We start from the raw sequence: 13,874 nt of genomic DNA, 5'->3' as shown, positions 1-13,874 counted from the left end.
ACTCCAAACATTTGACCATAAACCTTGATTATCTTGAATTTTAAATTCTAATGTATATTTCCCCGGTGATTTAAACTGAGTAGCAAAACCTTGAAATTCTGTTCCACCATCTAATGTTTGTATAATATCATCTTCATTGATTCCACTAACATCTATATCAGCAATTTCATCTCCATCAGGATCGTAAACAAAACTTTGGTTATTATATAGCCAAAGCCATGATATTTGAGTATCAGTTGTTATTTTTCCATCTATTACACTTTCTGGATTTAGTATCATATACTGAAGTTCTGCAACTGGAGGTCTATTTGTTATGTCGAATTTAACTTCTGTCCATTCAGACCATTCTCCTAAATTATCTTTAACTCTTAATTTTACTATTTGTTCACCATACGAATCATAAGTTTCTTTTTTATTTATCCATTCTTCTTCAACTATATTATCTTTGTCTGTTAAAATCGATGACCAAGTTATTTTAGTTGTTTTATATATTTCTTGATCTGTATTTTTATTAGTTTCTTCTGGATTATATGAAAATGATTTACCTTCATAATCCATTTTTATTATTGCTTGTGGTTTATTATTTTCTATTACAGTTGTTTCTCTTTTTTCTGTCTTTTGTACATTCGATGTAGTATCATGTAGCATTTTATTCTCGTCTGATATAGCCATACTCATCGTTATAGACTATAAAAATAAAACTATTATTAATAAAACTGCTGTATACCTTTTCAAATACGTTACCTCCTATATTTAATATATTTTAAACTTTCATAATTTATATCGTTATAATTATCCATTACTTTACATTTTATATATAATTTTCATAAAATGAAACTTATTACCTATGCAGAAGTAGTAGTTCTTATTGCAATAGGAACTCCTTATCACTTAATAAGACCTACTTTTATGAACTTAATTTTATTTTAGATATAATATGTTGTAATTAAAATACAAATAATATCTAGAAACATTGAAAATTTATGTTGCCGATACGAACCCTACTAAGATAATTTCAATATATTTAACAAAGAATTTTTTACTTTTATCGCGGGGTAAAGTTAATTTTATAACATATATATCAAAACTAAAAACTTTCTATAATAATGTCAGTGAATACTTTTAGATATTTTGACTAATACAACTTAGATTTTAGTGTTTAATAATTCGTAAATTTTAGAATTGTTAATAAGATAAAATCTTGGTTGTATTCAAAATATCATTGTATTCACGGTATTTTTATAGAAAGTTTTTGCTAACGCACACACTCTAAATAAAAAAAGAACGTAGATTTTTGTACAAAATCTACGTTCTTTTAATCTATCAGTTATTATTCTATAATTTAAAATACTCTATTCCAGATTCAAATAATTTCTGATCCTTATCTCCATGTATATTCTTAAGGACATTATCTCCTATTCTCTCAGAGTGTCCCATCTTACCAAACACTCTTCCATCAGGACTAGTTATTCCTTCAACTGCATAGAATGAACCATTTGGATTAAAGTCTATATCGTATGTTGCATTTTCATTTCTATCAACATATTGAGTAGCTATTTGTCCATTCTTTATAAGTTTTTCTATCATAGTTTCATTACATACGAATCTACCTTCTCCATGTGATATAGGTATAGAATGTATATCTCCAACTTTTACATTCGACATCCAAGGAGATAAATTTGATACAATCTTTGTTTCTACAGCTTTAGATTGATGTCTAGCTATATTATTGTAAGTAAGTGTTGGATCATTTTCATCAATATCCTTTATCTCTCCGTAAGGAAGTAGCCCAAGCTTTATAAGTGCCTGGAATCCATTACAAATACCTAGCATTAATCCATCTCTGTTGTTTAAAAGATCCATAATAGCTTCTTTTATTCTAGGATTTTTTAATACATTTACTATAAATTTAGCAGATCCATCTGGCTCATCTCCTGCACTAAATCCACCTGGTAACATTATTATTTGAGATTGATTTATTTTTTTCACAAAATCCTCTATACTATCTTGTATATCTTGTGATTTTAGATTCTTAAATATACTAGTATGGCAATCTCCACCTGCTCTTTCAAACGCTCTAATACAGTCATATTCGCAGTTAGTTCCTGGGAATACAGGAACTAATACTTTAGGCTTTGATATAGTAGTTCTTGGTTTTATTATATTTGATTTTTCATAGTGTAGAGTCTCTATCTTCTGATTTATATCTGTAGTTTTAGTTGGGAATACTTTTTCTAATGTATTACTCCAAGAATTATGCATTTTATTTATATCTATTTTCAGGTTATTTACCTGTATAACTTCATCTGCAATAGTACTTCCAAGTATTTCGTAGTCACAGTTTTTAAATACTTCATCTACATCTATTCCATTTTCAATTTCAAGAACGAAGCTTCCATAATCAGGTGAAAATAATTCTTTATCGCTCATTTCATCTTCGAATTCAAATCCTATTTTATTTCCAAATGCCATCTTACTTACAGCTTCACATATTCCTCCACCTTTTATAGGGTAAGAAGATATTATATTTTTGTTTCTTATATTCTTTGTTACAGTATCTAAATTAGACTTTAAAGATTCGAAGTCTACAATATAATTATCATCTTTTCTTGTGGATAATAATACTACTTTAGAATTTGATTTTTTAAATTCTGGGGATATAACGTAGTTTGAATCCACAATATCTACAGCAAATGATATTAATGTAGGTGGAACATTTATATCTTCGAATGTTCCAGACATACTATCCTTACCTCCTATAGCAGGTATGTTTAGTCTCTTTTGAACAAGATATGCACCAAGTAATGCACTAAATGGCTTACCCCATTTTTCTTTGTTTTTACCTATTTTTTCAAAGTATTCTTGTAGAGTTAGTCTTATGTTATTATAGTCTCCACCAACAGATACTATCTTACATATAGACTCAACTAATGCGTATACAGCACCGTGGAATGGACTCCATTTTCCTATTTTAGGATTGTATCCGTAAGCCATAGCACTAGCCGTATTCGTACTTCCTTTAAGAACAGGTATCTTACACACCATAGCATCAGTAGGAGTTGATTGATATTTACCACCTAAAGGCATAAGTACAGTGCCAGCTCCTATAGATGTATCAAACATCTCTATTAATCCTCTTTTAGAGCATACATTTAAATCCTTTAATTTATTTATCCACTTATCTTCCAAGTTATCCCCAACTATTTCTGTATTTTCAAAATAATTAGTATCTTCATCTGTGGATTTTATTAATATATCTGTGTATTGTTTTACTCCATTAGTATTTAAGAAATCTCTACTTACATCTACTATACGCTTTTCATTCCAATTCATTCTTACTCTGTTAGTATCAGTTACAGTAGCAACATGAGTAGCTTCAACATTCTCTTCATTTGCATGTTTTATAAATTCCTCTAAATTCTCTTTATCTATAACAACAGCCATTCTCTCTTGAGATTCAGATATAGCTATTTCAGTTCCATCAAGACCTTCGTATTTTTTAGGAACCTTGTTAAGATCTATATCTATACCATCTGCAAGCTCCCCTATGGCTACACATACTCCGCCAGCTCCAAAATCATTACATCTTTTTATCATAGAGCTTACCTTTTTATTTCTAAATAACCTTTGTATCTTTCTTTCTGTAGGAGGATTTCCCTTTTGAACCTCAGCAGAACAAGTAGTTATAGACTCTTCACTATGCTCTTTAGATGATCCTGTAGCTCCTCCACATCCATCCTTTCCAGTTCTTCCACCAACTAGTATAACTACATCAGAAGCCTTAGGAGTTTTTCTTATTACCTCATCCTTTGGTGTTGCTGCAATAACTGCTCCAACTTCCATTCTCTTTGCTACAAAATCATCATCATATACTTCATCAACAAAACCTGTAGCTACACCTATTTGATTTCCATAAGAACTATATCCATGTGCAGCTTCCTTAGTTATCTTAATTTGAGGTAACTTACCATCAAGAGTATCACTTATATCTTGAAGAGGATTTGCACATCCACTTATACGCATAGCTTGATATACATAACTTCTTCCTGATAAAGGATCTCTTATAGCTCCTCCAAGACAAGTAGCAGCTCCTCCATATGGCTCTATTTCAGTAGGGTGGTTATGTGTCTCGTTCTTAAACATTACTAAGTATTTTTCAATTTCACCATCTATTTCTACATCTACATTTATACTACATGCATTTATCTCTTCAGATACATCTAAATCTTCAAGAAGTCCTTTTTTTCTAAGTTCCTTCATAGATATGGTTGCTATATCCATAAGTGTTATATCTTTTTTTCTTGATTCATATACATAACTTCTAGATTCTTTATATTCGTTGTACGTTTTATTTATTATATCTGAATACTTTCCTTCTTCTATTTCTACACTCTCTACCTTAGTTAAGAAAGTAGTATGTCTACAGTGATCTGACCAATAAGTATCTATTATCTTTATCTCAGTTATAGTAGGATTTCTTTTTTCAGTGTTTTTAAAATAATTTTGTATTAACACTAAATCCTCATACATCATTGCAAGGCCTCTATCTTTTATGAAGCCTTTTAAATCATTCTCATCCATATCTATAAAACCATCTAAAACCTCAACCTCATTTACATAATCTATTTCTACAACTAACTTATCTGGTTTGTCTAGTCTAGCTTCTCTTGAATCAACAGGGTTTATAAGGTATTTTTTTATACTCTCAAACTCAGTATTATCAAGTCTTCCATCTATTACTATAACTCTAGCGAAGTTAACTAAAGGTCTGCTTTTTTGAGTTAATATTTCTATACATTGAACAGCCCAATCAGCTCTTTGGTCATACTGTCCAGGGAGATATTCTATAGCAAACATTTTTGAATTATCATCTATATCTATATTTTCATGATATACATTATCTATGTTGGGCTCAGAGAATATACTTTTAACAGATTGTTGATATACATCATCCGATATATTCTCTATGTCATATCTATTTAAGACTCTAATATTGTCTATATTTTTTATTCCTAAGTTTACTTTTATATCCCTAAGTAACCTTTGAGCTTCTACATCAAATCCAGTTTTTTTCTCTACGAACAATCTTTTTATATTAGACATGTTATTCACACTCCCCAATATCTCTTCTATAATGCATTCCATCAAAATATATCTTATCTATGTTTTCATATACTTTTCTTGTAGCTTCCTTTAAGGTATCTGCTTTAGCACTTACTCCTATAACTCTTCCTCCATTTGTTACTAAAGCTTCTTTTTCTCTTTTAGTTCCACTATGAAATAACATTATATCCTCATCTAAATCCCCTATATTTATAACTTTTCCTTTTTCATAATTATTAGGGTATCCTCCAGATGTAAGCATTACACAAACAGTTTTTTGATTACTCCACTTTATATCTATATCTTTTAATTTATTATCTAAGACGCTCTCCATTATGTCTATCAAGCTACTTTCAAGTCTTGTTAGAACTACCTGTGTTTCAGGATCTCCAAATCTAACATTAAATTCTAAAACCTTTGGACCATCACTAGTTATCATAAGTCCTATAAAAAGTATTCCCTTGTAATTTAATTTATCTTTTTTCAAACCATCTATTATAGGCTTCAATACTTTTTCATCTATCTCTGTTTGTAAATCTTCATTATATATATCGCTTGGTGAGAATGTTCCCATCCCTCCAGTATTAGGTCCAACCTCATAGTCAAATACTTTCTTATGATCCTTTGCACTTACCATAGGTACTATAGTTTCATTATCTACAAAAGTCAGTATAGATGTCTCTATTCCAGTCAAGAACTCCTCTATTATTACCTTTTCACCCGATGCCCCAAATTTTTTGTTTTGCATCATATCCTTTAAGCTATCAACAGCTTCCTTTTCACAACTAGCTATTATCACACCTTTACCTGCTGCAAGACCATCAGCCTTAACTACAACAGGATATCCGTATATACCTACATTTTTTATAGCTTCATCTAAATTATTGAATTCTTTATATCTAGCAGTAGGGATATTATGTTTTATCATAAATTCTTTAGAATAACTCTTACTTCCCTCAAGAAGTGCACACTCTTTATTCGGTCCAAATATCTTCATATTATTTTTTTCAAACTCATCAACTATTCCCATTACAAGCGAAAGTTCAGGTCCTACTATTGTCATATCTATATCGTTTTTCTTTGCAAATTCAACTAAAGAATCTATATCACTATCCTTAATATCAACAATTTCAGCGATTTCAGATATACCCGCATTTCCGGGAGCGCAGTATATCTTATCAACCTTATCTTCATTCAATAGCTTATAACAAATAGCATGCTCTCGCCCACCACTTCCAACTACTAAAACCTTCATAAAATCACCCCGTACCTTATATTTTAGTGTTTAAAATGTCTAACCCCTGTAAACACCATAGATATTTTAAGCTCATCACAAGCCTTTATAGAATCTGTATCCTTAATAGATCCTCCAGGCTGGATTATATTTTTAATACCGTATTTTGCAGCAAGTCTTACACAGTCATCAAATGGAAAGAATGCGTCTGATGCAAGTGTAGCACCATTAAAGTCCTTATCATTATTATTATTTATACTGTTTTCAAGTGCCCATATTCTACTAGTTTGTCCAGGTCCTAAAGCGATAGTTTTTCCATCCTTAACTATAGCTATGCCATTTGATTTCATATTCTTAACTATCTTCATTCCAAATTTCATATCTTCTATTTCTTTATCATTTGGCTTATTCTCAGTTACAACTTCAAATTTATCAAGTAACTTATCGTCCTCATCTTGTGCTAAAAGTTTTCCATCTAAGTATTTAAAATCGTATCCTCTACTACTTTTATTTAAGTCCTCTATTTTAAGAATTCTAACATTCTTCTTTTGCTTTAGTATTTCAAGAGCTTTATCTGTGTAGTCATAAGCTACAATTATCTCCAAGAATATATCATTTAACATCTTAGCTGTATTTTCATCAACAACAGAATTTATTCCCACTATTCCTCCAAATATAGATACAGGATCTGATTCATAGCATTTTTTAAATGCTTCATATGAATTTTTTCCAATAGCTACTCCACATGGATTAGTATGTTTTACAGCAACTGCTGTTACATATTCTTCATCTTTGAATTCACTCATTATATTAAGGCATCCATTTAAATCATTTATATTGTTAAAAGACAATTCTTTCCCATGTAATTTTTCAAAATCTAATATACTTTTTTGACTAAAGCTATCTTTATAGTAGCAAGCTTTTTGATGTGGGTTTTCTCCATATCTAAGCTCATACTGTTTTTCAAATGTTAAATTTAGATATTGAGGATATTTTTCTCCCAAACTATTTGCAAAGTAAGTTGAAATTAAAGAGTCATAACGAGCTGTTATAGAAAAGGCTTTAAAGGCAAGATTTAATCTATCTTGAATAGATAGAGAGTCGTTTTTAATTTTATCTATTATAATATCATAGTCACTAGGGTCAACTATTACAGTTACATCCTTATAATTTTTAGATGCAGCTCTTATAATAGTAGGTCCTCCAATATCTATATTTTCTATCATTTTAGCATGGTCTTCGTCTTTTTTAAGAGATCCCTCAAAATCATATAAATTGACTACAACAATATCTATAGGATGTATATCATGCTTCTTTATAGTATCTACATGCTCAGACTTATCTCTTTCAAACAGTATTCCACCATGTATATATGGGTTTAAAGTTTTTACTCTACCATTTAATATTTCAGGAAAATTTGTTACCTCATCTATTTTAATTGCATCTACTCCAGAATCAGTTAGTATTTTATAAGTGTTTCCTGTTGATACTATCTCATATCCAAGTTTTACAAGTTCTCTTCCAAAATCAACTATTCCTTCTTTATTAGTAACACTTATTAACGCTCTTTTATTCATTTATAAGCACTCTCCTTCCCCTAATTTCAATCTTTTTATCACAGAATAACTTCACTGCTTTTTTGATTATCTTATGTTCCACATGAAGCACTCTTTTTTGAAGAGTATCTACAGTATCAATATCTTTAACTTCTACAGCCTCTTGAATTATAATAGGACCATTGTCTGCTTTTTCATCTACAAAATGTACTGTAGCTCCAGTTATTTTAACTCCGTATTCAAGAACCTTTTGATGAACAATTTTGCCATAATATCCTTTTCCACAAAATGCAGGTATCAAAGATGGATGTATGTTTATTATCTTATTTTTGAACTCATTTACGAATTCTTCACTTATTATTTTTAGATATCCAGCTAAAACTATCAAATCTATATTTTCAGTTTTTAAAATTTCTACTATCTTTTTTTCATCTTTTTCATATACAGCTTTTATTTTATTTTCTCTAGCTCTTGTCAGTCCATACGCTTCTTTCTTATCAGATATAACTACCTTTATGTTTCCATTTATATCATCTTTACAACCATCTATCAAACTTTGAAGATTACTTCCTGACCCTGATATCATAACAGCTATATTTAACATAATACTACTCCACTATCAGTAGTAACTTCTCCTATTATATAAGCATCTTCATTTTGATTTATACACTCTAATATTTCATTTGCATCATTTTTATCAACTATAATTACAAGTCCTATTCCCATATTAAAGCTTCTATACAGTTCTCTTTCCTCTACTAAGTTTAATTTTTTTATAAGAGAGTATATATTCAATTCTTTCCACGAATTTTTATTTATAGTTATTCCTAGATTTTCAGGTATAACTCTTGTTATATTCTCTATTACTCCTCCACCTGTTATATGAGCTATAGATTTTATATTGTATTTAGATATTAAATCCATAACTGTATTTACGTATATTTTAGTAGGCGTCAGCAGTTCTTCTCCTAAAGTCTTTCCAAGCTCATCTACATATCTATCAAGTGTCCAATTTAATTCATCTAAGAATATTTTTCTTATAAGAGAGAATCCATTACTGTGTATTCCACTAGATGATATCCCTATAAGAACATCACCTTCTTTGACATCTTCTCCAGTTATTATATTTTCTTTATCACATATACCTACAGAAAATCCAGCTAAATCATATTCATCATTTTTGTACATTCCAGGCATTTCTGCTGTTTCTCCACCTACAAGTGCACATCCTGAATCCTTACATCCTTCTACAATACCTGAAACTATATCCTCTACTTGATTTGATTTCAGGCTTCCTGTAGCTATGTAGTCTAAGAAGAACAAAGGCTTTGCTCCCTGACATATAAGGTCATTTACACACATTGCCACTAAATCTATTCCTACAGTATCATGTCTATCCATCATTTGAGCAATCTTAAGCTTAGTACCAACACCATCTGTAGAAGATAATAAAACTGGTTCCTTCATACTTAAGCAATCTTTTATGCTGTATAGACCACTAAAGCTTCCTAAATCCCCTAAAACATTTTTGTTATAAGTAGATTTAACTTTTTCCTTTATAATATCTACAGCTTTATTTCCCTCATCTATATTAACTCCACTATCTCTATAAGTTATCTTATTCATATTAATCCTCCTCGACCATAGGCTCTATTGGATATTTACCATCAAAGCAAGCCATACAAAATATATTCTTACAGTCTGCTGCTTTCATAAGTGCATCTGTAGATAAGAATTTCAAAGAATCAGCACCTATTTCTTTTCTTATATCCTCTACAGAATTTTTAGATGCTATTAACTGACTTCTTCTAGGCGTATCTATGCCAAAATAGCAAGAATATTTGACTGGAGGAGATGTTATTCTAAGATGTACCTCTTTCGCACCAGCTTTTTTAAGTGAGTCTATAAGTATCTTTGATGTTGTTCCCCTAACTATAGAATCATCAATTAATACTATAGATTTTCCTTTAACTACTGAAGTTAGAGGATTGAGTTTTAATTTAACCCCTATCTCTCTCTCACTTTGATTCGGCTTTATGAATGTTCTTCCAACATATCTATTCTTAACAAGTCCTTCTTTTAAAGGTATGTTGCTCTCCTTATTATATCCTAAAGCTCCCGGTATTCCTGAATCAGGAACAGGTATTACTATATCAGCCTCTATATCATCTTCTTTTGCAAGTATTTCACCTGATCTTACTCTAAATTCGTATGCATTAACTCCATCTATTATCGCATCATTTCTAGCAAAATACACATGTTCAAATATACAAGTCTTCTGCTTTTCTTTGTAATTATCTTTATAATTATAAGATTTGACTTCTCCATTATTTATAAGAAGTATCTCTCCTGGCTCTATATCTCTTATAACTTCTCCACCAAGTATATCTATAGAAGAACTTTCTGATGAAACTATATATCCATTACCTTTTTTACCAAGAACTAAAGGTCTAAATCCATAAGGATCCCTAACCGCTACAAGCCCTTCTTCACTAAGTATTACTAAAGAGTATGCTCCTTTTATATAATCCATAGTAATTTTTACACTGTCTATAATGTTTCCTTTGTAATATCTAGACAGTATATATAATATAACCTCAGAATCTATAGATGTCTGAAACATGAAGCCTTCGTCTTCAAGAGATTGTCTTAAATAATTGTGATTTATCAAATTTCCATTATGAGCTATAGATAACTTCCTTCTTCTACAAACCCCAGTCAAAGGTTGACAATTAGATACATGGCTTCCCCCTGCAGTTGAATATCTAACATGACCTATACCAATATTTCCCTTTAAATTACTAAGTTCTTGTTCTCTTAAAACATCCGATACAAGACCCATACCTCTATGATAATTTATATTGTTATCTTCATTTAAAACAGCTAATCCGCAACTCTCTTGCCCTCTATGTTGTAACGAATAAAGGCCGTAGTAGAGTTCCTTGGATATATCTTTATCTGAGCTAATACCTATAATTCCGCACATATTTATTTCCCCCTTCCTTAACCTAACTAGTTGTGCTAATTAGTTTTAAAAATGAGGATAATTTAAATGTTAGCTAATTTTGATTAATCTTTTACTATACAACTTAGATTGTATTAAAATTCGCTTATGCTCATATCGCCAACGAATTCTAATGAATTCCGTTGCTCAAAAGATTGATTAAGTAGCGGTATTTAAATTATTCTCATTTTTTACTCACGTACAAATGCACTAACTTAAAAATATTTATAACTCTATTCTACTAAGAACCTCTTTATAAGCGTCTATTACATTTCCTAAATCTCTTCTAAATCTATCCTTATCCATCTTTTCATTAGTGTTAATATCCCATAATCTACAAGTATCAGGAGAAACCTCATCTGCAAGTATTATCTGATTATCTTGAGTTTTTCCAAATTCTAATTTAAAATCTATTAATTTTAAATCTAGCTTATTGAAGAATGTCTTCAATAGTTCATTTATCTTAAAAGCTTGTTCTCTTATATAATCCAACTCTTCTTTTGTTGCAAGTTTTAAAGCTATAGCGTGATAATCGTTAATTAAAGGATCTCCTAGATCATCATTCTTATATGAAAATTCAAATACTGGAGATTCAAATTCTATACCTTCCTCTACTCCAAATCTCTTACACATAGATCCTGCTGACACATTTCTAACTATAACTTCAAGAGGAACTATATCTACAGATTTAACAATCATCTCCCTATCAGAAATTCTCTTTACATAATGGGTTTTTATATCATTGCTTTCTAAAAGTTCAAATACATAAGAAGATATCTTGTTGTTTATTATCCCCTTCTCATTTATCTCATCCTTTTTGACTCCATTAAATGCAGTAGCATCATCCTTGTAATAAACTAAATACTCACCATTATTATCAGTTTTAAAAATTTTCTTAGCCTTTCCCTCGTAAAGCATTTGCATTTTTCATACCTCCCTAAAATAGTATTTATATTAAATTTTTTACATTTTGTTTTTAAAAAATATTATAGGTTTCTTACAATTTCATCATCTTCTAGTACTTTTTCAGCCATCTCTTTTCTATAATTAGCAAGCTCAATTTTAAGATTTTCATATTTTAAGCTCATTATCTGAGTCGCAAGTAATGATGCATTTAAAGAAGAATCTATAGTTACAGTTGCAACCGGAATTCCCTTTGGCATTTGAACCATAGATAGCAAAGAATCTAAACCATCTAAAGTTGATGACTTAATAGGAATTCCTATTACAGGTTTTAAAGTATGAGATGCTACAACTCCTGCTAAGTGTGCAGCCTTTCCAGCAGCCGCTATCATTACATCTACATCATCTATATTTTTCATAAATTCCATAAGTTCGTTAGGTGTTCTATGAGCAGATAAAACTCTCTTTTCAACTTCTATTCCAAATCTTTTTAATAAGTTTACACCTTCTTCTAACTTTGGGTAATCCGACTTTGATCCCATTATTACAGCTACCTTCATAAGGCACCTCCTATAGATTTTATTTTATCCTATAAATTCCATTCTGTCCTAAAGTGAGTATAAAAATAGCCCCATATAGAAATTTCTATAAATTAGGGCTATTATTTAATTTAACCAGCGAATCCGTACTTTAATATGAATAGTAACGATAGAACATATAAAGTAGGTTGAATCTCATGTTTTTTACCAGTTAAAAGCTTTATTGCTGTGTATGAAACTATTCCAAATACCAATCCTTCAGCTATACTATATGCAAGTGGCATCATTATAACTGTTAAGAATGCTGGTATTGCCTCTGTGAAATCATTAAAATCTATCTTAAGAAGTGATGATGCCATCATAACTCCTACAAGTATCAAAACTGGTGCTGTTGCTTGTGTTGGTATTGATGTGAATATAGGTGCGAATAAAGTTGATACTAAGAATAGTACTCCTGTTGTAAAAGCAGTAAGACCTGTTCTTCCACCTTCAGCTATACCAGATGCACTCTCAACAAATACTGTAACTGTAGAAGTTCCAAGCATAGCTCCAGCTGTTGTTCCTACAGCATCTGCAAATAATGCTTGCTTCGCTCTTGGAAGATTCCCATTCTCATCTAACATATCAGCCTTACTAGCAAGACCAACTAAGCATCCTATAGTATCAAATAAATCAACGAATAAGAACGTAAATACTACTACTACCATATCCATACTAAATATTTCAGATGATGGAATATGTCTGAAAGCCATAAATATTGGAGATAAAGATGGCGGTGCATCTATTAATTGCTTAGGTGCTGCTACTATTCCAGTAATCATTCCTATTATTGATGTACCTATCATTCCTATTAAAAAAGCTCCCTTAACATTTTTACTAAGTAAAACAGATGTAAGTATAATTCCAAAGATTGCAAGTAATGCTAATGGACTTCTTAAATTTCCAAGTTTTAATATTGCGCCTCCAGCTTCTATGAATCCAACTCCTACAAGTCCTATGAACGCTATGAATAATCCTATACCTGCTGTAACAGCATTTTTTAAAGTTTGAGGAATTGCATTTATTATTTTTTCACGAACGTTGAAAAAAGTAAGTAATATAAATATGATACCTTCTATAAATACGGCAGCTAAAGCAAACTGCCATGAATATCCCATTCCTAAAACAACTCCATATGCAAAGAATGCATTAAGACCCATACCAGGTGCAAGCGCCATTGGATAATTAGCTAAAAACGCCATAACAAAAGTTGCTATTACAGATGCAAGTGCTGTTGCCATAAATACTGCACCCTTATCCATTCCCGCATCACCAAGGATCATTGGATTTACTACTAATATATATGCCATTGTCATAAAAGTCGTAATACCTGCAAGAACTTCTTTTTTCACAGTAGTTCCATGTTCTGAAAGCTTAAATAATTTTTCTAACATGCCTTTTGGCTGCTCCATAGAATCCACTTTTTTTTGTGCTAATTGCATTTATATTCCTCCTTAAATTTAATAAAGCTAGCTCAAACAATTCTTATTTTTATA

Annotated in this window: 10 protein-coding genes; all 10 read right to left on the bottom strand. The window is 30.7% G+C overall.

Annotated elements, in window-relative coordinates:
* Positions 1–672: hypothetical protein (locus tag WJW32_RS00660; protein WP_340253490.1), on the bottom strand; the 672-nt coding region annotated here is incomplete at its 3' end.
* A 663-nt stretch (positions 673–1,335) separates the two neighbouring features.
* The gene (locus WJW32_RS00655; protein WP_340253487.1) at positions 1,336–5,103 is read right to left on the bottom strand and encodes a phosphoribosylformylglycinamidine synthase; all 3,768 of its coding nucleotides are present in this window, start codon (positions 5,101–5,103) and stop codon (positions 1,336–1,338) included.
* Between the two features lies 1 nt (position 5,104).
* Positions 5,105–6,358, bottom strand: a complete 1,254-nt coding sequence (gene purD / locus WJW32_RS00650) for a phosphoribosylamine--glycine ligase (RefSeq protein ID WP_340253484.1) — start codon at positions 6,356–6,358, stop codon at positions 5,105–5,107.
* 23 nt (positions 6,359–6,381) lie between these two features.
* The gene (gene purH / locus WJW32_RS00645; RefSeq protein WP_340253481.1) at positions 6,382–7,914 is read right to left on the bottom strand and encodes a bifunctional phosphoribosylaminoimidazolecarboxamide formyltransferase/IMP cyclohydrolase; all 1,533 of its coding nucleotides are present in this window, start codon (positions 7,912–7,914) and stop codon (positions 6,382–6,384) included.
* Positions 7,907–8,497 (bottom strand): phosphoribosylglycinamide formyltransferase, encoded by a 591-nt coding sequence (gene purN, locus WJW32_RS00640; protein ID WP_340253478.1) that lies wholly within the window; start codon positions 8,495–8,497, stop codon positions 7,907–7,909. The genes purH and purN overlap by 8 nt, the downstream gene beginning before the upstream one ends.
* Complete coding sequence (gene purM / locus WJW32_RS00635; RefSeq protein ID WP_340253475.1) at positions 8,491–9,519, bottom strand: phosphoribosylformylglycinamidine cyclo-ligase; 1,029 nt, start codon at positions 9,517–9,519, stop codon at positions 8,491–8,493. The genes purN and purM overlap by 7 nt, the downstream gene beginning before the upstream one ends.
* A 1-nt stretch (position 9,520) precedes the next feature.
* Complete coding sequence (purF, locus tag WJW32_RS00630; protein WP_340253472.1) at positions 9,521–10,879, bottom strand: amidophosphoribosyltransferase; 1,359 nt, start codon at positions 10,877–10,879, stop codon at positions 9,521–9,523.
* A gap of 243 nt (positions 10,880–11,122) precedes the next feature.
* Positions 11,123–11,821, bottom strand: coding sequence for a phosphoribosylaminoimidazolesuccinocarboxamide synthase (gene purC / locus WJW32_RS00625; protein ID WP_340253469.1), 699 nt, complete (start codon positions 11,819–11,821; stop codon positions 11,123–11,125).
* A gap of 62 nt (positions 11,822–11,883) precedes the next feature.
* Entirely contained in the window at positions 11,884–12,360 is a 477-nt protein-coding gene (gene purE / locus WJW32_RS00620) for a 5-(carboxyamino)imidazole ribonucleotide mutase (RefSeq protein ID WP_340253466.1), read from the bottom strand.
* Between the two features lie 110 nt (positions 12,361–12,470).
* On the bottom strand, positions 12,471–13,820 hold the full coding sequence (locus WJW32_RS00615; protein ID WP_340253463.1) for an NCS2 family permease: 1,350 nt from the start codon (positions 13,818–13,820) through the stop codon (positions 12,471–12,473).
* Positions 13,821–13,874 lie beyond the last annotated feature (54 nt).

It is taken from the genome of Tepidibacter sp. Z1-5 (assembly GCF_037844525.1).
Lineage (GTDB): Bacteria > Bacillota > Clostridia > Peptostreptococcales > Peptostreptococcaceae > Tepidibacter_A.
This window is presented reverse-complemented; position numbering and strand designations above follow the sequence as displayed.